Source organism: Kitasatospora sp. NPDC034533 (genome assembly GCF_055575155.1).
This window is the reverse complement of sequence record NZ_JBVITE010000023.1, coordinates 32,971-55,538: the sequence shown is the minus strand read 5'-3', so window position 1 is coordinate 55,538 and position 22,568 is coordinate 32,971. Positions and strand designations below refer to the sequence as shown.

Below are 22,568 nucleotides of genomic sequence, written 5' to 3'. Positions count from 1 at the left end.
CCCCCCCCCCCCCCCCCCCCCCCCCCCCCCCCCCCCCCCCCCCCCCCCCCCCCCCGCGGGGGCCCCCCCCCTCCCCCCCCCCCCGCTCCGGGGCGTCACCGCCAGGGCAGCGGCGGCGCCGTGCGGGCCGGGGTCCGGGCGAGCGCGGCCAGGGCCAGCCGGACGCCCTCGGACAGCTGCGGGTCCTCGCCGGCCGCCCAGTGGTGCGGGGCGTACGGCACCTCGACGTCCGGGTCGACGCCGTGGTTCTCCAGGCCCCAGCCGTAGTTCTCCATCCAGAACGCGTACTTGGGCTGGGTGACCAGGGTGCCGTCGACCAGCCGGTAGCGGCTGTCGATGCCGATCACCCCGCCCCAGGTGCGGGTGCCGACCACCGGACCGATGCCGAGCGCCTGGACGGCGGCGTTGACCACGTCGCCGTCCGAGCCGGAGAACTCGTCGGCGAGCGCGACCACCGGCCCGCGCGGGGCGTCCTCCGGGTAGGACACCGGGTGCTCGGTGTCCCGGGCGACGTTCCAGCCGACGATCCGGCGGGCCAGCTTCTCGATCACCAGCTCCGAGGTGTGGCCGCCCCGGTTGCCCCGGAGGTCGACGACCAGGCCCTCCCGGGCCATCTCGGTGCTCAGGTCGCGGTGCAGCTGGGCCCAGCCGGCCGTCTGCATGTCGGGCACGTGCAGGTAGCCCAGCCGCCCGCCGGACAGTTCGCGCACCGCGGCCCGCCGCCCGGCCACCCAGTCGTGGTAGCGCAGCGGCTCCTCGTCGGTGAGCGGGACGACCACCGGGTGGCGGCGGTCGGTGCCGTCCTTCCCGGCCACGGTCAGCTCGACCGGCTGCCCGGCGGTGCCGGCCAGCAGCGGGGCCGGGCCGGTGACCGGGTCCACCGGGCGGCCGTTGACGGCGAGCACCGCGTCGCCCGGGCGGATCGCGGCGCCGGGGGCGGCCAGCGGCGAGCGGGCCCGGGGATCGGAGGACTCCCCGGGCAGGATGCGGGCGATCCGCCACCGCTCGCCGTCCCGGACCAGGTCGGCGCCGAGCAGGCCCTGGCGCCGGGCGGGCTCGGTGTACCGGCCGTACGGCAGCACGTAGGCGTGCGAGGTGCCGAGCTCTCCGTGCACCTCCCAGAGCAGGTCCACCAGTTCGTCGTGCGAGCCGACCCGCTCGACCAGCGGGCGGTAGCGCTCCAGCACCCCGGCCCAGTCGACGCCGGAGAGGTCGGGGCGCCAGAAGTTGTCCCGCATCAGCCGGCCGGCCTCGGCGTACATCTGCCGCCACTCGGCGGCCGGGTCGACCGTCACCCGCAGCCGGGCGAGGTCGACGGTGGTCTCGTCGTCGTCGCCGCCCTTGTGGTCGGCCGGGACGACCCTCAGCTCGCCCTCGTCCAGCACGGCCACCCGGGTGCCGTCCCCGCTGACCGCGAAGTCGTCCAGGCCGTGCACCAGTTGCTCGACCCGGCGCTTGCCCAGGTCGAAGCGCTCCAGCACCGGGCGGGGCCGGTCGTCGTCCAACGAGGCCGCCCCGTCGCCGAGTTCGCCCAGCAGCGGGGCCCTGGTCCAGAGCACGCCGTCCTTGGCGGTGGCCAGTTCCTCGAAGCGCCCGCCCTCGACCGGGAAGGGGACGATCCGGTCCGCGATGCCGTCCAGGTCCACCCTGGTCACCGGGGCGGCGTCGGGCGCCTCCGCGCCGTCCGCCTTACGGGCCTTCGGCTCGTCCTCCTCCCCGCCGAGCGGGCGCCCGGCCCGCCGCGGCCCGAACGGGGAGGGCGTGTCGGCGGCCAGCGTGACCAGGTAGGGGCGGCAGCCGTTGGGGAAGGCCAGGTCGAAGACGTGCGCGTCGTAGACCGGGTCGAAGTCGCGCACCGACAGGAAGGCCAGGTACCGGCCGTCCATGGTGAAGGCGGGCGAGGTGTCCACGAAGCGCGGCTGGGTGACCTCGCCGACCGTCCGGGTGGCCAGGTCGGCCAGCACGATCTGGCGCAGCGAGAACGGGCCCATCCCGCGCACCGGGCGCGACCAGGCCAGCTTGGCCGAGTCCGGGCTGAAGGCCAGTCCGGAGACCTCGCCGTCGGCGCTGCGGTCCAGTTCGTGCACGGCGCCGTCGGCCAGCGCGACCAGCAGCACCCGCCCGTCGTGCACGCCGAGCGCGGCCTGCTTGCCGTCCGGGGAGACCACCAGCGCGTTGACCCGGCCGAGCTGCCCGGCGGCCAGCCGGCGGCGCTCGGCGCCGCGCGCGTCGGGGGCGAACTCCAGGGCGTCCTCGCCCTCGGCGTCGGACACCCAGAGCACGCCCTGGGCGCCGTCCTCGCCCGGCACCACCCGCACCAGGCGCCCGCGCACGCCCGGGGTCTCGTCCAGCACCCGGGCCGGGCCCTCGCGGTGGGTCAGCCAGTGCACGCTGCCGCGCACCACCACGGCGCTGCCCCGGCCGGTGCGGTCGGGGGCGACGGAGTCCAGCCAGTGCGCGGCCGGCACCGGGCGGGGGCGGCGCCCGGCCCGCGGACCGGCGAGCCGGACGTCCAGCCGGCGCGGCTCGGCGCCCGCCAGGTCGTCCAGCAGCCAGAGGTCGCCGGCCCGGTGGAAGACCACCCGGGTGCCGTCGGTGGCGGCGCCCCGGGCGTAGAAGCCGTCCGGGTCGGCGGTGTGGCGGCGCAGGTCGCTGCCGTCCGGGAGGCTGGACCACAGGTCGCCGACGCCTTCGTGGTCGGACAGGAAGGCGATCCTGCCGCCCTGCCCGTCCTTCCCGGCCACCCACATCGGCGAGTCCAGCTGACCGTCCAACTCCGCGTGCACACGGGCGAATTCGTCCCGGCCGAGCCACAGCTTGCCGGCCCGCCCGCCGCGGTAGCGCTTCCACCAGGCCGGGTCGAGGCCGGTGACGCTGCCCAGCAGCACCCGGTCCCCGCCCGGTTCGAAGGCGATCGCGCCGACCGGCCCGTACGGCAGCCGCCGCGGTTCGCCGCCGTCCAGCGGCACGGCGTGCGCCCAGGTGCGGCGCGCACTGGCCTCACCGGCGGCGGTGGCCGCGATCGGACGGCCGCCGGCGGTCCAGCCGAGCACCCGGGTCTGGTGGCTGCCCCAGTGGGTGAGCCGGCGCGACGGGCCGCCGTCCACCGGCACCACGTGCACCTCGGGGGCGCCGTCCCGGGTGGAGGTGAAGGCCAGGTGCCGGCCGTCCGGGGAGAACCGCGGGTGGTGGACCGGCAGGTGGTCGGCCGTCAGCCGCCAGGCGCGGCCGCCGTCCAGCGGGGCGAGCCAGAGGTCGTCCTCGGCGACGAAGGCGACCAGGTCGCCGTGCAGGTGGGGATGGCGCGGGTAGGCTCCCGCGGAGCCGGCCGGGGAGGGGTTCAGGGAGTCCGTCACCCGGTCAGCCTAAGCAGGTGCGCGTACGATCCGCTCCGGTTTTCGCGGACTCCCGGCACCGCCCGCGGGCGGCTGTGACGACTGGTGCGGGCGGGGCCGCCGAGCCGTCACGACCAGCGGCCGGTGCGCCCCAGCAGCAGCGCGCCGGCGGCCACCCCGGCGGTCGAGGTGCGCAGCACCGAGGGGCCCAGCCGGTACGGCTTCGCCCCCGCCCCGGCGAAGGCGGCCAGCTCCTCCGGGGAGACCCCGCCCTCCGGGCCGACCACCAGGACGATGTCCCCGGACGCGGGCAGCGCGGCGTGCGCCAGCGGCTCGGCGCCCTCCTCGTGCAGCACGGCGGCGAACGCGGCCCGCTCCAGGAGGGGCGCCAGCTGCCGGGTGGTCACCGGTTCGCGCACCTCGGGGAAGCGCACCCGGCGCGACTGCTTGCCCGCCTCCCGGGCGGTGGCCCGCCACTTGGCGAGCGCCTTGGCGCCGCGCTCGCCCTTCCACTGGGTGATGCAGCGCGAGGCGGCCCACGGCACGACCACGTCCACGCCGACCTCGGTCATGGTCTCCACGGCCAGCTCGCCGCGGTCGCCCTTGGGCAGCGCCTGGACGACGACGATCCGCGGCGCGGGCTGCGGCTCGCGGCGCACGGCGGTGACCGTCACGTCGATCGCGTCCTTGCCGAGCACCTCGGCGACCGTGCCGTCCACCCCGAGGCCCAGCCCGTCGGCGAGGGTCACCGCCTCGCCCGGCTCCAGCCGCTTCACCGCGGCCGCGTGCCGCCCCTCGGGGCCGTCCAGGCGCACCACGGCCCCGGGCGCGGCGGTGGCGATCCGCTCGGTCTCGACGACGAAGACGGGCGCGGTCATGACGGGTACCTCCGGGAGTGGGACGAGAACGCGCGGGAGGTGCCGGCGGCCGGGCCGCCGGCACCTCCTCACGGACGGCTACCGGCCGTTGAAGGCGTCCTTCAGACGCGAGAACAGGCCCTGCTGGCCCGGCGCGAACTGGCCGGACGGCCGCTCCTCGCCGCGCAGCACCGCGAGGCGGCGCAGCAGCTCCTCCTGCTCGGCGTCGAGCTTGCTGGGCGTCTTCACCTCGACGTGCACTATCAGGTCGCCCCGTCCGCCGCCGCGCAGGTGGGTGATGCCCCGGCCGTGCAGCGGGATCGACTGGCCGGACTGGGTGCCGGGCCGGATGTCGACCTCCTCCAGGCCGTCCAGGGTCTGGAGCGGCACCTGGGTGCCGAGCGCGGCCGCCGTCATCGGGATGGTGACGGTGCAGTGCAGGTCGTCCCCGCGCCGCTGGAAGATGGTGTGGGTGGTCTCGGCGATCTCGACGTACAGGTCGCCGGCCGGGCCGCCGCCGGGGCCGACCTCGCCCTCGCCGGCCAGCTGGATCCGGGTGCCGTTGTCGACACCGGCCGGGATCTTGACGGTGAGGGTGCGGCGGGCGCGCACCCGGCCGTCGCCGGCGCACTCCGGGCACGGGGTGGGCACCACGGTGCCGAAGCCCTGGCACTGCGGGCAGGGGCGGGAGGTCATGACCTGGCCCAGGAAGGACCGGGTGACCTGGGAGACCTCGCCCTTGCCGCGGCACATGTCGCAGGTCTGCGCGGAGGTGCCGGGGGCCGCGCCCTCGCCGCTACACGTGGTGCAGGTGACGGCGGTGTCGACCTGGAGCTCCTTGGTGGTGCCGAAGGCGGCCTCCTCCAGGGTGATCTCCAGCCGGATCATGGCGTCCTGCCCGCGGCGGGTGCGCGAGCGCGGGCCGCGCTGGCCGGCCGCGGCGCCGAAGAAGGCGTCCATGATGTCGGAGAAGCCGAAGCCCGCCGCGCCGGCGCCGAAGCCGCCCGCGCCACCGCCGCCGCCCGGGGACAGCGGGTCCCCGCCGAGGTCGTAGACCTGGCGCTTCTGCGGGTCGGAGAGCACCTCGTAGGCGGCGTTGATCTCCTTGAACCGCTCCTGCGTCTTCGGGTCCGGGTTGACGTCCGGGTGCAGTTCGCGTGCCAGGCGCCGGAACGCCTTCTTGATCTCGTCCTGCCCCGCATCCCGTCGGACGCCGAGTACCGCGTAGTAGTCCGTGGCCACCAAATGCTCCGCTTGTTCCGCCTGTAGTAGTGCTGCGACTGGTAGCCGCCGTCAGGTCCGACGGCGGCCGTTTGCTAGGACTCGGCCAGGATCTGGCCCACGTACCGCGCCACCGCCCGCACCGCCCCCATTGTGCCCGGGTAGTCCATCCGGGTCGGACCGATCACACCCAGCTTGGCCACGCTCTCGTCGCCCGAACCGTAGCCGACGGAAACGACCGAGGTGGAATTCAGCCCCTCGTAGGCGTTCTCCCGGCCGATCCGGACCGTCATCGCGGCGTCCCCGGTCTCACCCAGGAGGCGGAGCAGGATGACCTGCTCCTCCAGGGCCTCCAGCACCGGCTGGATGGTGAGCGGGAAGTCGTGTCCGAAGCGGGTCAGGTTGGCCGTGCCGGCCAGCATGATCCGCTCCTCGTTCTGTTCGGCGAGCGTCTCGAACAGGGTCGCCAGGACCGTGGTGACGGTCGGCCGGTCGGCCTGTTCGAACAGCGCCGGCAGTTCCTCCAGCAGCCCCGGGACCTCCGGGAGGCGCCGGCCGGCGGCCCTCGTGTTGATCCGGGCCCGCAGGTCCGACAGGAGCGTCTCGCCGACGGTGCCCGGGCAGTCGACCATCCGCTGCTCGACCCGGCCGGTGTTGGTGATCAGCACCAGCATCACCTTGGCCGGGGCCAGCGCCACCAGCTCGATGTGCCGGACGGTGGAGCGCGACAGCGAGGGGTACTGCACCACCGCGACCTGCCGGGTCAGCTGGGCGAGCAGCCGCACCGTGCGGGCCACCACGTCGTCCAGGTCGACCGCGCCGTCCAGGAAGTGCCGGATGGCCCGGCGCTCGGGGGCGCTCATCGGCTTGATCTCGGCGAGCTTGTCGACGAAGAGGCGGTACCCCTTGTCGGTCGGGATGCGGCCCGCGCTGGTGTGCGGCTGGTGGATGTAGCCCTCCTCCTCCAGCGCCGCCATGTCGTTGCGGACGGTCGCCGGGGAGACTCCGAGGTTGTGCCGCTCCACCAGGGCCTTGGAACCGACCGGCTCCTCGGTGCCCACGTAGTCCTGCACGATCGCACGGAGCACGGCGAGCTTGCGTTCGTCCAGCTGGCGGACCTCACCGGCCATGGGGCACGCACCTCCGTCTTCGCACGTTGTCCGTCTGTGTCCCTTGCTGCGGACCGCTCCCGGCGGCCCCGGCCTTGGCACTCTGAACACGCGAGTGCCAGAACCGTACCTGCCAGTGTAAGGCCCGGGTCCTACGGCAGGAACGGCCCGACCGGGGTGATCCTCCCCGCAGTTCCGTACCCGTCCGCCGCGGCCCGGCGGGTCGATCCTCCTGGCGCGGGGGTGGTGCCGGGAGGCCGTCCGGGTGGCAGCATCGAAAGCGACGGCGAACGGAGGAGCAAGCGATGTCGAGCTCGGGCCAGCACTCCCGATTCGCGCCCGACCGCGGCCTGACCGGCCGCATGGTCGTGACGATGTTCGTGATCGGGCTGCTGTACGTGGGTTTCACCGGCCTGCTGATCGTGCTGCTGCGCGGCGCCTGGCCGCTGATCGTGCTGATCTCGGGCGGGCTGTTCGTGGCCCAGTTCTGGTTCAGCGACAAGATCACCGAGCGGGCGATGGGCGCCCACCAGGTGTCCCCGGAGCAGTTCCCCCAGCTGCACGGAACCGTCGACCGGCTCTGCGCGCTGGCCGACATGCCCAAACCGCGGGTGGCGGTCGCCGACAACGACATGCCGAACGCCTTCGCCACCGGCCGCAACCCGCAGAACGCGGTGGTCTGCGTGACCACCGGGCTGCTGCGCCGGCTGGAGCCGGAGGAACTGGAGGGCGTCCTCGCCCACGAGCTGTCGCACGTCGCCCACCGGGACGTCGCGGTGATGACGATCGCCGGCTTCCTCGGCGTCCTCGCCGGGGCGATGACCCGGATCGCCGTGTACGGCGGGTTCATGGGCGGCGGGCGCAACAACAACGACCAGAACGCGGCCGTCCTGGCGCTGATCGTCCCGCTGGTGTCGATGCTCGTGTACGCGATCAGCTTCCTGCTCACCCGGCTGCTGTCCCGCTACCGCGAGCTGGCCGCGGACCGGGCCGCCGCCCAGCTCACCGGGCGGCCCAGCTCGCTGGCCTCGGCGCTCACCAAGGTGACCGGGCAGATCGCGGCCATCCCCAGCAAGGACCTGCGCCAGGCGCAGCCGTACAACGCCTTCTACTTCGCCCCCGCGCTGAGCGCCCGGGAGACCGCCTCGCAGCTGTTCTCCACCCATCCGACGCTGGAGAAGCGGCTGGAGCAGCTGGCCCGGATCTCCGAGCAGCTCGGCCGCTGAGCACCTCACCGAAAGGACCGCCGTGGGATTCCTGGACGCCCTGTTCGGCCGCAGCAAGCCCGTCAAGCCCGACCTGGACCAGCTGTTCGGCGTGCCGTCCGCCGCGCTCACCCTGGAGGCCGGGGCCGGGTTCACCCCCACCGGGCTCGGCTCGGTCTGCTTCGCGGCCGTCGAGGGCGCGGCCTTCGTCCAGGTCGAGCAGCAGGTCCGGGCGCTGCTGGACGCCGACACCGAGCGCGGCGGCGTCCCGGTGGAGGCCTCCAAGGACGGCTACGGCTACTCCTGGCTGCTCGCGCGGCACTCGCCCGAGGAGCTGCCGGAGCTGGTGAACGACCTGCACGCGGTCAACAGCGAGCTGGAGGCGAACGGCTTCGGGCCGCAGCTGCTCTGCTCGCTGGTGGGCTTCCGCGACGCCCAGGGGCAGTCGCTGGCGCTGGTGTACCTCTACAAGCGGGGCACGTTCTACCCCTTCGCCCCGATGCCGGGCGGCGGGGAGCGGCGCAACAGTCCGCTGGAGCTCCAGGTCAACGCGATGCTGGGGAACGACCTGCGGCTGGAGAAGGACCTGAGCCGCTGGTTCCCGGTCTGGGGCGCGCCGGGCCTGTGAGGCGGCGCCGGCCCGCCCCGGCGGTCCGCTACGACAGCGCGCTGACGACCAGTCCGAACAGGAACCGGACCGCCAGGACGGACCCGAGCAGCAGGAACCCGCACACGAGCAGCAGCCCGGCCAGCAGGGCCCCGTCGACGAACCGGTCCCAGGCGGTTCGCGGGCCCCTCTCCCAGGGGTCGTCGCAGCCGCCCCGGTAGGGCACCGGGGCGGGCAGCGGCTCCGCGAGGCCCTGGCGCAGGTGCTCCTCGGAGCAGTACGTCCGGTGGAGCAGTTCGGCGGAGCGGCGGTCGATCTCCAGGGACAGCCAGCCCTCGGGCAGCTCCGGGCTCCCGTCCGCGTCCGCCGTCCTGGGCTCCGTCCGGCCGCAGACCTCGCACCGCTCCAGGTGCCCGTCGCCGTCGCCGTCCCCGTCCTCGCCCTTGTCGCCGCCGCCGACGCCGTCGCCGTCGGCGGCCGCGGCCGGTGCGGCGGGCTCCGCGCCCCTGGCGTTCACCCACTCCGTCACGCCGAAGAGGACGAAGGCGGCCCCGAGGACGACCACCGCGGCGGCGGCGTACTGCGGCCGGCTGTCCTTCACCAGGCCGAAGGCCGCCCCGGAGAGCGCGAGGAGGACGAAGGTCCCGGCCCGGACGGCGCGGGAGCGGAAGACGTGCATGCGGTGATCATGCCAGCGTCCGGTCCCTATGATCACCCGTATGCGCAGCCACCAGTACGGACCGGACCTGACCCCGCCGTGGAAGAAGCAGCAGCCCGCACCCGAGGTGCCCGCCGAGCGGGACCTGGTGGTCGAGGAGGCGGTGACCGGCTTCTGCGGGGCGGTGGTGCGCTTCGAGAAGACCGCCGAGGGGTTCACCGTCACCCTGGAGGACCGGTTCGGCAAGCACCGGGTGTTCCCGATGGTGCCGCGCGGCTTCCTGCTGGAGGGCAGGGTGGTCACGCTCGTCCGCCCGGCCGGCCCGGCCCCCTCCCGGGCTCCCGGGCGCACCGCCTCCGGCTCGATCGCCGTCCCCGGCGCCCGCGCCCGGGTCGCCCGCGAGTCGCGCATCTACGTCGAGGGCCGGCACGACGCGGAACTGGTCGAGCGGGTCTGGGGCGACGACCTGCGGATCGAGGGCGTGGTCGTCGAGTACCTGCGCGGCATCGACGACCTGCCCGCGATCGTCGCCGACTTCGCCCCCGGCCCGGGCCGGCGCCTCGGCGTCCTCGTCGACCACCTGCTCCCCGGCACCAAGGAGCACCGCATCGCCGCCCAGGTCACCGGCGATTCGGTGCTGGTCGTCGGCCACCCGTACATCGACATCTGGCAGGCCGTGAAGCCGTCGAGCGTGGGCATCCCCGCCTGGCCCGCCGTCCCCCGGGGCGAGGACTGGAAGGAGGGCACCTGCCGCCGTCTCGGCTGGCCGGTGGACACCCCGGCGGCCTGGAAGCACATCCTGTCGAAGGTGAACTCCTACCGGGACCTGGAGCCCGAACTCCTGGGCCGTGTCGAGGAGTTGATCGACTTCACGGCCCTGCCCGAGTGATTCGAGGAAAGTCGTCGATCACCGGCCACACCCGCACGCTCGCGCACTCGGCGTGGCCATGCGGGCACGGCAGCCCCTCGGTCAGTCCACCAGGTCGCGTACCACCGCGTCCGCGAGCAGGCGGCCCCGGAGGGTGAGGGCGGCGCGGCCCCGCTCGTAGGGGCCGGCGGCGAGGAGGCCGTCGGCGAGGTGCCGGCGCGCCGCCGCGCGGCCGGTGTCGGTGAGGAGGTCGAGGGCGACGCCCTCGACCAGGCGCAGCTCCAGCAGCACGCGTTCGACGCGGCGGTCCTCGTCGGCCAGCACCTCGCGGGCCAGGGCCGGGGTGCGGTGCTCAGCGAGGGCCTGGGCGTAGGCGGCGGGGTGCTTGGCGTTCCACCAGCGGACGCCTCCGACGTGGCTGTGGGCGCCGGGGCCGGCGCCCCACCAGTCGGCGCCGGTCCAGTAGAGCTCGTTGTGGCGGCAGCGGCCCTCGGGGGTGGTCGCCCAGTTGGAGACCTCGTACCAGGAGTAGCCGGCGGCGGCGAGCGCCTCCTCGGCGATCAGGTAGCGGTCGGCGTGCACGTCGTCGTCGATCATCGGCAGTTCGCCGCGCTTGACCCGGGCGGCCAGCCGGGTGCCCTCCTCGACGATCAGCGAGTACGCGGAGACGTGGTCGGGCCCGGCGCCGATGGCGGCGTCCAGGGAGGCCCGCCAGTCGTCGTCGGACTCGCCCGGGGTGCCGTAGATGAGGTCGAGGTTGACGTGCTCGAAGCCGGCCGCGCGGGCCTCGGCCACGCAGGCCTCGGGGCGGCCCGGGGTGTGGTGGCGGTCGAGCAGCGCCAGGACGTGCGGGCGGGCGCTCTGCATGCCGAAGGAGATCCGGTTGTAGCCGCCCTCGCGCAGCTCGGCCAGGTAGGCCGGGTCGACGGACTCCGGGTTGGCCTCGGTGGTGACCTCGGCGTCCTCGGCGAGCCCGAACTCCTCGCGGATCGCGGCGAGCATCTTCACCAGGTCGCGGGCCGGCAGCAGGGTCGGGGTGCCGCCGCCGAGGAAGACGGTGCGCACCGGGAGGTCGGCCCGCCCCAGCACCTTCCGGGCGAGGCGGATCTCGGCGACCACGTTGTCCGCGTAGGTGTCCTGCGAGGCGACCGCCCCGGAGGAACGCAGCTCGGTGGCGGTGTAGGTGTTGAAGTCGCAGTAGCCGCAGCGGCTGGCGCAGTACGGCACGTGCAGGTAGAAGCCGAACGGCCGCGAGCCCAGCCCGTCCAGGGCGTGCGCGGGCAGGGAACCGTCGGACGGCACCGGTTCGCCGTCGGGGAGTGCGGAGGGCATGCACCCATTGTCCCGTACGGCCCGCGAAGCCTTTCGCGGGCCGTACGGGAGCGGGGCGGCTCAGGCCTCGTTGGCGCCCGCGTACATCGCGCTCACCGCGTCCGCGTAGGTCCGCTCGACCACCGGGCGCTTGATCTTCAGGCTCGGGGTGAGCTCGCCGTGCTCGATGTCGAGGTCGCGCGGCAGCAGGTGGAACTTCTTGATCGTCTGCCAGCGCTGGAGGTCGGCGTTGACCCGCTTGACGAAGCCCTCGATCAGCTCGTGCACGGCCGGCTCGGCGGCCAGCTCGGCGTACGACCGGCCGGCCAGGCCGTGCTCGGCGGCCCACGGCATCAGGACCGCCTCGTCCAGGCCGATCAGCGCGGTGCAGTAGTTGCGGCCGTTGCCGATCACCAGGATGTTGCTGACGAAGGGGCAGACCGCCTTGAACTTGCCCTCGACCTCGCTGGGCGCCACGTACTTGCCGCCGGAGGTCTTGAACAGGTCCTTCTTGCGGTCGGTGATCCGCAGGAAGCCGTCCGGGGTGAGCTCGCCGATGTCCTCGGTGTGGAACCAGCCGTCCGGCTCCAGCACCTCGTCGGTCTTCTCCGGCAGGTTGTGGTAGCCGCGCATGACGCCCGGACCGCGCAGCAGGATCTCGCCGTCCTCGGCGATCCGCACCTCGGTGCCGGGCAGCGGGCGGCCCACCGTGCCGATCCGCACGTCCTCCGCGCGGTTGACGCAGGAGCCGGCGCTGGTCTCGCTCAGGCCGTAGCCCTCCAGGATCGGCACCCCGGCGCCGAGGAAGAAGTAGCCGATCTCCGGGGCGAGCGCGGCGCTGCCGGAGACCGCGCCGCGCAGCCGGCCGCCGAAGGCCGCCCGGATCTTCGCGTACACCAGCCTGTCGGCCAGCGAGTGCTGCACCCGCAGACCCAGCGGGGCCGAGCCGGTGCCGGTGGCGACGCGGCTCTCCTGGACCACCCGGGCGTGCTCCCGGGCGACCTTGGCCGCCCACATGAAGATCTTGTACTTGGCGCCGCCCTCGGCCCGGGCCTTGCCCGCGATGCCGTTGTAGACCTTCTCGAAGATGCGCGGCGCCGAGGCCATGATGGTCGGCCGGATCACCGGCAGGTTGTGGATGATCCGGTCCACCCGGCCGTCCACCGCCATCACGTGCCCGGTGGCGATCTGCCCCGAGATCAGCGTCTTGCCGAACACGTGCGACAGCGGCAGCCACATGAACTGCACGTCGTCGGGGCCCAGCAGCCCGCTGGCCTCCTGCGCCCGGCCCTCGTACGCCCAGCAGTCGTGCACCAGGCGCACCCCCTTGGGGCGGCCGGTGGTGCCGGAGGTGTAGATGAGGGTGGCCAGCTGCTCCTTGCCGAGCCCGTCGACGGCCTTCTCCACCGCGTCCGGGTGCTCCGCGAGGTACCGGGTGCCGCGCTCCTCCAGCTCGGCGAGGGTGAGCAGCTCCAGACCGCCGGTCTCCGGGGCCTCGGCGGGCGCGTCGAAGAGGATCACGGTGCGCAGCCCGGGCAGCCGGTCGAGCTGGCCGACCGCCTTGGCCAGCTGGGCGGCGTCCTCCGCGAACAGCGCCCTGGAGCCCGAGTCGGAGAGGATGAACCCGGTCTCGTCCGCGTTGGTGCTCGGGTAGACGGTGGTGATCGCGGCGCCCGCGCACATGGCGCCGAGGTCGGCGACGATCCACTCGATCCGGGTCGAGGAGGCCAGGGCCACCCGGTCCTCCGGGCGGATGCCGAGCGCCATCAGGCCGGCGGCCACCGCCTTGACCCGGGTCGCGGTCTGCGCCCAGGTGAGCGAGCGCCACTGCTCGGCGCCGGGCGCGCCGTCCGCGGCCTGCTCGTCCACGGGCGAGGGGTAGCGGTAGGCCTCGGCGTTCGGGGTCAGGGCGACCCGCTCCAGGAACAGATGGGCGACGGAGGCGGGGCGCCCGGCGACCAGGTCGGGCCTGCCGGAGTCGATCAGGGACTGCGCGGAACTCAACGAGGACCTCCGGTGGCGGGTGGCCGTCTGAGGGATTGTCGCGGCGGCCGTGGGGGCGGTCGCCGGGCCCCCGGTTCACCGGAGCGGTACCGGCCAGTAACAAAGGGGCAATCAGCAGCCTAGGGGGAAACCGGTCATTCCGTAAGGGGGCAGCGGCCCCACGGCACGCCGCCACCGCCACCGTGCCGCGCCCGGCGGTTCGGCAAAGGCCCGGCAAACCTCCGGCCCCCACCCGGCCCAATGGCCTGTACGACGCTACAGAACACCCAGAATTGGGGTGCGAACCCGACCGGCGACGACAAGAGTGTGCTAGTGCTGATCAGACTGCTGAGGGCGTACCTGCGCCCGTACTCCCGACCGATCACCCTGCTGGTGCTGCTCCAGCTGGTGTCCACCCTCGCGGCGCTCTACCTGCCGACGCTCAACGCCGACATCATCGACGACGGCGTGGTCAAGGGCGACACCGGCTACATCATGCGCGTCGGCGGAGTGATGATCGGCGTCACCCTCGTCCAGGCCCTGTGCTCCATCGGCGCCGTCTTCATCGGCGCCCGCACCGCCATGGCCTTCGGGCGGGACCTGCGCGCCGCCGTCTTCGACCGGGTGCAGAGCTTCTCCGCCCGCGAGGTCGGCCAGTTCGGCGCCCCCTCCCTGATCACCCGCACCACCAACGACGTCCAGCAGGTCCAGATGCTCGCCCTGATGAGCTTCACGCTCATGGTCGCCGCGCCGATCATGTGCGTCGGCGGCATCATCATGGCGCTCAACCAGGACGTCCCGCTGTCCGGCCTGCTGCTCGCCGTCATCCCCGCCCTCGGCGTCGTCGTCGTCCTGCTGGTCCGCGCCCTGCGCCCCAAGTTCCGCAGCATGCAGGAGCGGATCGACACCGTGAACCGCGTCCTGCGCGAACAGATCACCGGCATCCGCGTCATCCGCGCCTTCGTCAAGGACGACCAGGAACAGGCCCGCTTCGCCGGCGCCAACGAGGACCTCACCCAGGTCGCCCGCCAGGTCGGCCGGCTGATGTCCGTCATGTTCCCCGCCGTCATGCTCGTCGTGAACGTCTCCAGCGTCGCCGTGCTCTGGTTCGGCGCCCACCGCATCGACAGCGGCGCCATGGAGATCGGCGCGCTCACCGCCTTCCTCTCCTACCTGATGCAGATCCTGATGAGCGTCATGATGGCCACCTTCATGTTCATGATGGTGCCGCGCGCCGAGGTCTGCGCCGAACGCGTCGAAGAGGTCCTCTCCACCCACAGCAGCGTCGTCCCGCCCGCCGCCCCCGTCACCGAGGTGGCGAGCCGCGGCCACCTGGAACTGCGCGACGTCGACTTCCGCTACCCCGGCGCCGAGGCCTCGGTGCTGCGCGGCATCGACCTCACCGCCCGCCCCGGCGAGACCACCGCCATCATCGGCTCCACCGGCAGCGGCAAGTCCACCCTCCTCGGACTCGTCCCCCGGCTCTTCGACGCCACCTCCGGCCAGGTCCTCATCGACGGCGTGGACGTGCGCGAACTCGCCCCCGCCGCGATCGCCGAGAACGTCGGCATCGTCCCGCAGAAGCCCTACCTCTTCTCCGGCACCGTCGCCAGCAACCTCCGCTACGGGCGGCCCGACGCCACCGACGAGGAGCTCTGGCACGCCCTGGAGATCGCCCAGGCCAAGGAGTTCGTCGAGAAGCTGCCCGAAGGCCTCGACGCCCCCATCGCCCAGGGCGGCGGCAACGTCTCCGGCGGCCAGCGCCAACGCCTGGCCATCGCCCGCACCCTGGTGCGGCGCCCCTCCGTCTACCTCTTCGACGACTCCTTCTCCGCGCTCGACTACGCCACCGACGCCAAGCTCCGCAAGGCGCTCGCCCGCGAGACCTCCGACGCCACCGTCCTGATCGTCGCCCAGCGCGTGTCCACCATCCGCGACGCCGACCGGATCATCGTCCTCGACGAAGGCGCCGTCGTCGGCACCGGGACCCACCACGAACTGATGGCCGACAATCCGACGTACCGGGAGATCGTGCTCTCCCAGCTCACCGAGCAGGAGGCGGCGTGACCACCCCCGGAAAGCCCGCAACCGGACAGCCCGCAACCGGCGCCGCCGAGGCCGACACCGCCACGACCGGCGCTGCCGCGGCCGGCGCTGGCACGACCGGCGCTGCCGCGACCCGCGCCCAGAACTCCGGCCCCGCCAAGGCCGACCTGAAGAAGCCCGACATGCCCAGCGACTCCCAGGCCGCCGCCGCCCGCCGCGGCCCGGCAGGCCCCGGCCGCTTCATGGGCGGCCAGGGCGCCGAGAAGTCCATGGACTTCAAGGGCTCCGGCAAACGCGTCCTCGGCCTGCTGCGCCCCGAACGCAACACCCTGCTCGGCGTCCTGGCCCTCGGCCTGCTCGGCATCGGCTGCGCCGTCATCGGCCCCAAGATCCTCGGCAACGCCACCGACCTGATCTTCGCCGGCGTCATCGGCGCCCGCTTCCCCGCCGGCACCACCAAGGAGCAGGTCGTCGACGGGCTGCGCGCCCACGGCGAGGGCGGCGTCGCCGACCTGCTCTCCGCCGTCGACTTCACCCCCGGCCAGGGCATGGACTTCGGCGCCATCGGCACCGTCCTGCTCTGGGTGCTCGGCATCTACCTCGCCTCCGCCGTCTTCGGCATCTTCCAGGGCCGGCTCGCCACCCGGGCCGTCCAGGCCGCCGGCTACCGGCTGCGCCAAGACGTCGAGGCCAAGCTCTCCCGACTGCCGCTCAGCTACTTCGACAAGCAGCCGCGCGGCGAGGTGCTCAGCCGGGTCACCAACGACATCGACAACATCGGCCAGTCCATGCAGCAGACCATGGGACAGGTCGTCAACTCGCTGCTCACCGTGGTCGGCGTGCTCGCGATGATGTTCTGGATCTCCCCGCTGCTCGCCGTGATCGCCCTGGTCTCGGTGCCCGTCTCCGTCGTCGTCGCCACCAAGGTCGGCAAGCGGGCCCAGCCCCAGTTCGTCCAGCAGTGGAAGTCCACCGGCCAACTCAACGCCCACATCGAGGAGATGTACACCGGCCACACCCTGGTCAAGGCGTTCGGCCGCCAGCAGGAGGCCGCCGGGACCTTCCGCGAGCACAACGACGCGCTCTACCAGGCCAGCTACCGCGCCCAGTTCATCTCCGGCATCATCCAGCCCGCGATGATGCTGATCGGCAACCTCCAGTACGTGCTGGTCGCCGTCGTCGGCGGCCTGCGGGTCGCCGGCGGCGCCCTGTCCATCGGCGACGTCCAGGCGTTCATCCAGTACTCCCGGCAGTTCAGCCAGCCGCTCACCCAGGTCGCCAGCATGGCCAACCTGCTGCAGTCCGGCGTCGCCTCCGCCGAGCGCGTCTTCGAACTGCTCGACGCCCCCGAGCAGAGCCCCGAACCCGCCATGCCCGAACGGCCCGACACCGTGCGCGGCCGGGTCGTCTTCCAGGACGTGTCCTTCCGCTACGACCCCGAGAAGCCGCTCATCGAGGACCTCTCCCTCAAGGTCGAACCCGGCCAGACCGTCGCCATCGTCGGCCCCACCGGCGCCGGCAAGACCACCATGGTCAACCTGCTGATGCGCTTCTACGAGGTCAGCTCCGGACGGATCACCCTCGACGGCGTCGACATCGCCGCCATGTCCCGCGAGGAACTGCGCTCCGGCATCGGCATGGTGCTCCAGGACACCTGGCTGTTCGGCGGCAGCATCGCCGACAACATCGCCTACGGCGCCGAGTCGGCCACCCGCGAACAGGTCGTCGAGGCCGCCAAGGCCGCCCACGTCGACCGCTTCGTGCGCACCCTGCCCGACGGCTACGACACCGTCATCGACGACGAGGGCACCGGCGTCAGCGCCGGCGAGAAGCAGCTGATCACCATCGCCCGGGCCTTCCTCGCCCAGCCGTCCATCCTGGTCCTGGACGAGGCGACCAGCTCCGTCGACACCCGCACCGAGGTGCTCATCCAGCGCGCCATGGCCCGGCTGCGCACCGGCCGCACCAGCTTCGTGATCGCCCACCGGCTCTCCACCATCCGGGACGCCGACGTGATCCTGGTGATGGAGAACGGCTCGATCGTCGAACAGGGCTCGCACGACGACCTGATCGCCGCCGACGGCGCCTACGCGCGCCTCTACCAGGCGCAGTTCGCCGAGGCCGCGGTCGAGGTGGACTGACCCGCCCGTCACCCGTGGGAGGCATGACGAGGGCCCGGGCGGACACCGCCCGGGCCCTTCGCCGCGATCGCTACTTCTTGTCCTTCGGCGGCTCGGCGTCGGTGGACAGCGCGGCGATGAAGGCCTCCTGCGGGACCTCCACGCGGCCGACCATCTTCATCCGCTTCTTGCCTTCCTTCTGCTTCTCCAGCAGCTTGCGCTTGCGCGAGATGTCACCGCCGTAGCACTTGGCGAGGACGTCCTTGCGGATCGCGCGGACCGTCTCACGGGCGATCACCCGGGAGCCGATGGCCGCCTGGATCGGCACCTCGAACTGCTGGCGCGGGATGAGCTTCTGGAGCTTGCCGGCCATCATCACGCCGTAGCCGTAGGCCTTGTCCTTGTGGACGATCGCGGAGAAGGCGTCCACCGCGTCGCCGTGCAGCAGGATGTCGACCTTGACCAGGTTGGCGGACTGCTCGCCGATGGGCTCGTAGTCCAGCGAGGCGTAGCCGCGGGTCTTGGACTTCAGCTGGTCGAAGAAGTCGAAGACGATCTCCGCGAGCGGCAGGGTGTAGCGCAGCTCGACCCGGTCCTCGGACAGGTAGTCCATGCCCTGGAGGTTGCCGCGGCGGGACTGGCAGAGCTCCATGATCGCGCCGACGAACTCGTTGGGCGCGAGGATGGTGCCGCGCACGACCGGCTCGAACACCTCGGCGATCTTGCCGGTGGGGAACTCGCTCGGGTTGGTGACGGTGTGCTCGCTGCCGTCCTCCATGACCACCCGGTAGATCACGTTGGGGGCGGTGGAGATCAGGTCGAGGTTGAACTCGCGCTCCAGGCGCTCCCGGATGATCTCCAGGTGCAGCAGGCCGAGGAAGCCACAGCGGTAGCCGAAGCCGAGCGCGACCGAGGTCTCCGGCTCGTACACCAGGGCGGCGTCGTTGAGCCGCAGCTTGTCCAGGGCGTCGCGCAGCAGCGGGTAGTCCGAGCCGTCCAGCGGGTAGAGGCCGGAGAACACCATCGGGCGCGGGTCCTTGTAGCCGCCGAGCGGCTCGGTGGCGCCCTTGTGCATCGAGGTGATGGTGTCACCGACCTTGGACTGCCGGACGTCCTTCACACCGGTGATGATGTAGCCCACCTCGCCGACGCCGAGGCCGTCGGCGACCTTCGGCTCGGGCGAGATGACGCCGATCTCCAGCAGCTCGTGGGTGGCGCCGGTGGACATCATCTGGATGCGCTCGCGCTTGGTGAGCTGGCCGTCCACGACCCGGACGTAGGTGACCACGCCGCGGTAGGCGTCGTACACCGAGTCGAAGATCATCGCGCGGGCCGGGGCGTCCTTGACGCCGACCGGGGCCGGGATGGTGTTGACGAGGTGGTCCAGCAGGTCCTCGACGCCCAGGCCGGTCTTGGCGCTGACCTGGAGCACGTCGCTCGGGTCGCAGCCGATGATGTGGGCGATCTCGGCCGCGTACTTCTCCGGCTGGGCGGCCGGGAGGTCGATCTTGTTGAGGACCGGGACGATCGTGAGGTCGTTCTCCAGCGCCAGGTACAGGTTGGCGAGGGTCTGCGCCTCGATGCCCTGGGCCGCGTCGACCACCAGGATGGTGCCCTCACACGCGGCGAGGGAGCGGGACACCTCGTACGTGAAGTCCACGTGACCGGGGGTGTCGATCATGTTGAGGATGTGCGTCGTCCCGGCGTTCGGCCCGGTCTTCGGCGCCCACGGGAGGCGGACCGCCTGCGACTTGATGGTGATGCCGCGCTCACGCTCGATGTCCATGCGGTCGAGGTACTGGGCACGCATCTGCCGGGGGTCGACCACGCCGGTGATCTGCAGCATCCGGTCTGCGAGCGTCGACTTGCCGTGGTCGATGTGGGCGATGATGCAGAAGTTGCGGATCAGCGCCGGGTCGGTACGGCTGGGCTCTGGCACATTGCTGGGGGTCGCGGGCACCTTGGTCCGATTCTCCGTTGGTCCGGGGCCGGGGGTGTCCGGGTCATCGCTGACCGGTTTCCCGGGGACCGGACAGTCTCGTCCGATCGAAATAGTTCCTCCCATCTTCCCACGACCGCGGACCGGGCTGCCGTTCGGGCACCGTCCATGCCTTCCGCCGCTTCCCCCGGCTTCCCTTCGGCACTTTCCCGCCGGCCTCCGCCGCGCTTCCCCCGTCGGCGCCCCGGGCGGCAGGATGGGCTGCCATGATCCTCGAAAGCGCCCTGCTCGACGTCCTGCCCGGCCGGGAGGAGGAGTTCCTCGCCGCCTTCGCCGAGGCCCGCCCGCTGATCGCGGCGCAGCGTGGCTTCCGCTCCCTGCGGCTGCGGCGCTGCCTCGACGAGGGCCGCGGCTCCCGCTTCCTGCTCCAGGTGGAGTGGGAGACCCTCGCCGACCACACCGAGGGCTTCCGCCGCTCCCCCGAGTACCAGCGCTGGCGCGCGCTGCTGCACCACTTCTACCGGCCGTTCCCGGAGGTCGAGCACTACGGCGAGCCGCTGCTCGACGCCTTCGCTCCCGGCACCCCCGGTCCCGTCCCTCCGGGTTCCGTCCCTCCGGGTCCTGCCACCGCGGGCCGGTAGCGACGTGCGGGTGGCGCCGGGTGGGTTGGCGCCGGGTGGGTGGCGCCGGGTCGCTGAGACGGCCGGTTTGGGGCGGGCGGGCGGCCCCTGGTAGCGTGGGCTGCTGCACCCGGCCTCGGCATGCCCTCTCAGCAGGACCGACGGCCCCCGGGTGCGAACCCGTTCGGATTTCTTTTAGACAGACTGAGGCTCCTTCGTGGCGAACATCAAGTCCCAGATCAAGCGCAACAAGACCAACGAGAAGGCGCGCCTGCGCAACAAGGCCGTCAAGTCCTCGCTGAAGACCGCTCTGCGCAAGGCCCGTGAGGCCGCTGCCGCCGGCGAGACCGAGAAGGCCGTCGTGCTGGCCCGCGCCGCCTCCAAGGCGCTGGACAAGGCCGTGAGCAAGGGCGTCATCCACGCCAACCAGGCCGCCAACAAGAAGTCGGCCATCACCAAGCGCGTCAACGCGGCCGCCCAGGCCTGACGCCCCGGGGGCCGCTGAGCCCCACCGCTTCGGGACGACCCGGCCCTCTACCCGGACCCCCGAGGCGCGCAAGACTCGCACCGCACGCGGCCTGCGTTCGCCACGCGGGTGCGGTGCACGAAGCAGTGCGACAGGCGCCGCAGTCCACCTCCTTCCCGGGGGCGACTGCGGCGCCTGTCGCGTTCCGCGGTCCGGCCGCTATGGTCGGTCGGGTTCGACGAGGTGCGGGGAGCACCACGCACCGCCAGGCCCAGGGGGGACTTCCATGACGATGCCACCGCCGCCACCGGCTTCGAACGGGCCGGGGTACGGCTTCCCGCAGCAGCAACAGCCGCCGCAGCCGGGGGTGCCGGGATTCGGGCCGCCGCAGCCGCCGCCCGGCCGGCCGGGGGTGCCCGTTGCCGGTCCTGCGGGCGGGCGGGCTGGGGGCAACCTGCGTCGCAACGCCGTCTGGGCCTTCGTCGGCGCCGTGGCCGTCTCGATCGGCTGGACCGCCGCCGTGACGGTCGTCCCCGGCATGGTCACCAGCGACTCCTCGCCGCGCGGCCTGAACGGCTACCACCTCTCGGACGACTTCTGCGCCACCGGGAAGCCCAACAAGCTCCTCCAGACGTACTCCGTCTCGGACACCTCCGCGCCGACCCACCACACCGACCGGCACCCCGCGCTGGACAGCATGAGCTGCTCGATGTCGCTCAAGCGCACCGGCGGCAACAGCGACAGCGAGTACGCCAACGTCTTCCTGCGCGCCGACCTGCACAAGGCCGTCAACCCGGCGCCCGAGCTACAGGCCAACAAGGAGCTGTACCGGGGGCGCGGCTACCAGGTCACCGACATCCCGGGGCTCGGCGAGCAGGCGTACTTCCTGTACAAGGACGACGGCTCGGACCAGTACCACAGCGTCTACGCCGAACTGGACATCCTCGACGGCGGGATGACCTACTACATCAACTACACGGCCAGCTACACCGCGGGGAAGGCGAAGCCGCCGTCCAAGGACGACCTGCGCGGCACCCTCCAGTCCGACGGGCAGGACGCCGTCCGGGCCATGAAGAAGTAGGCCCGGCGGTCGGCGTCGTCGCCGTGTGCCTCCCCGCCCGCGGTGATTCGTGGCTGGCGTGGCCGCCGTGTGCCGTTCGTGGGCCGTCGTGGGCTGCCCCGCCGCCGTTCAGTACGACGGGCGGGAGCCGGCCCTGGCGGCCCGGGCGACGGCGACCACCGCGCGCTCCAGGGCGAAGGCCGGGTCGTCCGAGCCGCCCTTGACGGCGGCGTCGGCCTGGGCGATCGCGGTCAGCGCGGTGGCCACCCCGTCGCCCGTCCAGCCGCGCATCTGCTGGCGGACCCGGTCGACCTTCCACGGCGGCATGCCCAGTTCCCGGGCCAGGTCACCCGGGCGCATGTTCCGCCCGGCGCTCGCCAGCCGCCCGATGCTGCGCACGCCGGAGGCCAGCGCGTAGGTGATGCCCGTCGGCGGCTGGCCGACGGCCAGCGCCCAGCGCAGCCGCTCCAGCGCCTCCGCGGCGCGACCGGTGACCGCGAGGTCGGCCACCTCGAAGCCGGTCGCCTCGGCCCGGCCGCTGTAGTAGCGGGCCACCACCGTCTCGTCGATCGCGCCCTCGACGTCCGAGGTCAGCTGGCTGCACGCGGCCGCGAGCTCGCGCAGGTCACTGCCGAGCGCGTCCAGCAGCGCCTGGCAGGCCTCCGGCGTCGCGGAACGGCCCAGGGTGCGGAACTCGCCCTTGACGAAGGCCAGCCGCTCGCTCGCCTTGGCCAGCTTGGCGCAGGCCACCTCGCGCCCGCCGGCCTTGCGCCCGGCGTCCAGCAGGCCCTTGCCCTTGGCCCCGCCGGCGTGCACCAGGACCATGATCACTTCTTCGGCCGGCGCCTCGATGTACGCCTTGACCTCCTTCACCGAGTCGGCGGAGAGGTCCTGCGCGGCCCGGATCACGATCACCTTGCGCTCGGCGAACAGCGACGGCGTGGTCAGCTCGGCCAGGCTGCCGGGCTGCAGGCCGCCGGGCGGCAGGTCCCGCACGTCGGTGTCCGGGTCCGCCGCCTTCGCCGCCGCCACCACCTGGGCGACCGCACGGTCCAGCAGCAGCTCCTCCTGGCCGACCGCGAGGGTCAGCGGGGCGAGCAGGTCGTCGGGTGCACTCTTCCTGGCCATCGCGTACCAGCATCCCACGGGTCGCGGACACTCCC

17 protein-coding genes are annotated in these 22,568 nt (G+C 73.0%); 8 read left to right on the top strand and 9 right to left on the bottom strand.

The window, feature by feature from the left end:
• Positions 1–95 precede the first annotated feature (95 nt).
• From ACZ55U_RS18375 to hrcA, 4 genes are all read right to left on the bottom strand, one after another.
• Positions 96–3,356 carry a S41 family peptidase gene (locus tag ACZ55U_RS18375; protein ID WP_465527168.1) on the bottom strand — a complete coding sequence of 1,087 codons (3,261 nt, stop codon included), beginning with the start codon at positions 3,354–3,356 and terminating at the stop codon, positions 96–98.
• Positions 3,357–3,463: 107 nt separating this feature from the next.
• The gene (locus tag ACZ55U_RS18370) at positions 3,464–4,213 is read right to left on the bottom strand and encodes a 16S rRNA (uracil(1498)-N(3))-methyltransferase (protein WP_465527167.1); all 750 of its coding nucleotides are present in this window, start codon (positions 4,211–4,213) and stop codon (positions 3,464–3,466) included.
• Between the two features lie 78 nt (positions 4,214–4,291).
• Complete coding sequence (gene dnaJ / locus ACZ55U_RS18365) at positions 4,292–5,434, bottom strand: molecular chaperone DnaJ (protein ID WP_396301151.1); 1,143 nt, start codon at positions 5,432–5,434, stop codon at positions 4,292–4,294.
• A 74-nt stretch (positions 5,435–5,508) separates the two neighbouring features.
• Positions 5,509–6,543 carry a heat-inducible transcriptional repressor HrcA gene (gene hrcA / locus ACZ55U_RS18360; protein WP_465527166.1) on the bottom strand — a complete coding sequence of 345 codons (1,035 nt, stop codon included), beginning with the start codon at positions 6,541–6,543 and terminating at the stop codon, positions 5,509–5,511.
• Positions 6,544–6,827: 284 nt separating this feature from the next.
• Here hrcA and htpX point away from each other — a divergent pair, with 284 nt between their 5' ends.
• Positions 6,828–7,748: a zinc metalloprotease HtpX gene (htpX, locus tag ACZ55U_RS18355; RefSeq protein ID WP_465527165.1), complete on the top strand. Its 921-nt coding sequence runs from the start codon at positions 6,828–6,830 to the stop codon at positions 7,746–7,748.
• 22 nt (positions 7,749–7,770) lie between these two features.
• On the top strand, positions 7,771–8,355 hold the full coding sequence (pspAB, locus tag ACZ55U_RS18350) for a PspA-associated protein PspAB (RefSeq protein WP_465527164.1): 585 nt from the start codon (positions 7,771–7,773) through the stop codon (positions 8,353–8,355).
• 28 nt (positions 8,356–8,383) lie between these two features.
• Here the strand turns inward: pspAB and ACZ55U_RS18345 are convergent, their stop codons facing one another.
• Positions 8,384–9,013, bottom strand: a complete 630-nt coding sequence (locus ACZ55U_RS18345; RefSeq protein WP_465527163.1) for a hypothetical protein — start codon at positions 9,011–9,013, stop codon at positions 8,384–8,386.
• 40 nt (positions 9,014–9,053) lie between these two features.
• On the opposite strand from ACZ55U_RS18345, the gene ACZ55U_RS18340 reads away from it, so the two are divergent.
• Positions 9,054–9,881 (top strand): DUF3097 domain-containing protein, encoded by an 828-nt coding sequence (locus ACZ55U_RS18340; protein WP_465527162.1) that lies wholly within the window; start codon positions 9,054–9,056, stop codon positions 9,879–9,881.
• Positions 9,882–9,962: 81 nt separating this feature from the next.
• Here ACZ55U_RS18340 and hemW read toward each other — a convergent pair whose 3' ends face one another.
• Positions 9,963–11,192 carry a radical SAM family heme chaperone HemW gene (gene hemW, locus ACZ55U_RS18335; RefSeq protein WP_465527161.1) on the bottom strand — a complete coding sequence of 410 codons (1,230 nt, stop codon included), beginning with the start codon at positions 11,190–11,192 and terminating at the stop codon, positions 9,963–9,965.
• Positions 11,193–11,252: 60 nt separating this feature from the next.
• Positions 11,253–13,175: an AMP-dependent synthetase/ligase gene (locus tag ACZ55U_RS18330; protein ID WP_465527160.1), complete on the bottom strand. Its 1,923-nt coding sequence runs from the start codon at positions 13,173–13,175 to the stop codon at positions 11,253–11,255.
• A 312-nt stretch (positions 13,176–13,487) separates the two neighbouring features.
• Between ACZ55U_RS18330 and ACZ55U_RS18325 the strand changes: the two genes are divergently transcribed.
• Positions 13,488–15,221, top strand: coding sequence for an ABC transporter ATP-binding protein (locus tag ACZ55U_RS18325; protein ID WP_465527159.1), 1,734 nt, complete (start codon positions 13,488–13,490; stop codon positions 15,219–15,221).
• 161 nt (positions 15,222–15,382) lie between these two features.
• Entirely contained in the window at positions 15,383–17,341 is a 1,959-nt protein-coding gene (locus tag ACZ55U_RS18320; protein ID WP_465527211.1) for an ABC transporter ATP-binding protein, read from the top strand.
• Positions 17,342–17,411: 70 nt separating this feature from the next.
• On the opposite strand, the gene lepA is transcribed toward ACZ55U_RS18320, so the two are convergent.
• Positions 17,412–19,280 carry a translation elongation factor 4 gene (lepA, locus tag ACZ55U_RS18315; protein ID WP_465527158.1) on the bottom strand — a complete coding sequence of 623 codons (1,869 nt, stop codon included), beginning with the start codon at positions 19,278–19,280 and terminating at the stop codon, positions 17,412–17,414.
• A 245-nt stretch (positions 19,281–19,525) separates the two neighbouring features.
• Between lepA and ACZ55U_RS18310 the strand changes: the two genes are divergently transcribed.
• The 3 genes from ACZ55U_RS18310 to ACZ55U_RS18300 all read left to right on the top strand — a co-directional run bounded on the left by ACZ55U_RS18310 (position 19,526) and on the right by ACZ55U_RS18300 (position 21,426).
• Positions 19,526–19,900, top strand: coding sequence for an antibiotic biosynthesis monooxygenase family protein (locus ACZ55U_RS18310; RefSeq protein WP_465527157.1), 375 nt, complete (start codon positions 19,526–19,528; stop codon positions 19,898–19,900).
• A 196-nt stretch (positions 19,901–20,096) separates the two neighbouring features.
• The gene (gene rpsT / locus ACZ55U_RS18305) at positions 20,097–20,366 is read left to right on the top strand and encodes a 30S ribosomal protein S20 (protein WP_196951699.1); all 270 of its coding nucleotides are present in this window, start codon (positions 20,097–20,099) and stop codon (positions 20,364–20,366) included.
• 265 nt (positions 20,367–20,631) lie between these two features.
• A complete protein-coding gene (locus ACZ55U_RS18300; protein ID WP_465527156.1) occupies positions 20,632–21,426 on the top strand; it encodes a hypothetical protein in 795 nt (264 codons plus the stop codon).
• A 108-nt stretch (positions 21,427–21,534) separates the two neighbouring features.
• Here the strand turns inward: ACZ55U_RS18300 and holA are convergent, their stop codons facing one another.
• The gene (gene holA / locus ACZ55U_RS18295; protein ID WP_465527155.1) at positions 21,535–22,533 is read right to left on the bottom strand and encodes a DNA polymerase III subunit delta; all 999 of its coding nucleotides are present in this window, start codon (positions 22,531–22,533) and stop codon (positions 21,535–21,537) included.
• Positions 22,534–22,568: the final 35 nt, after the last annotated feature.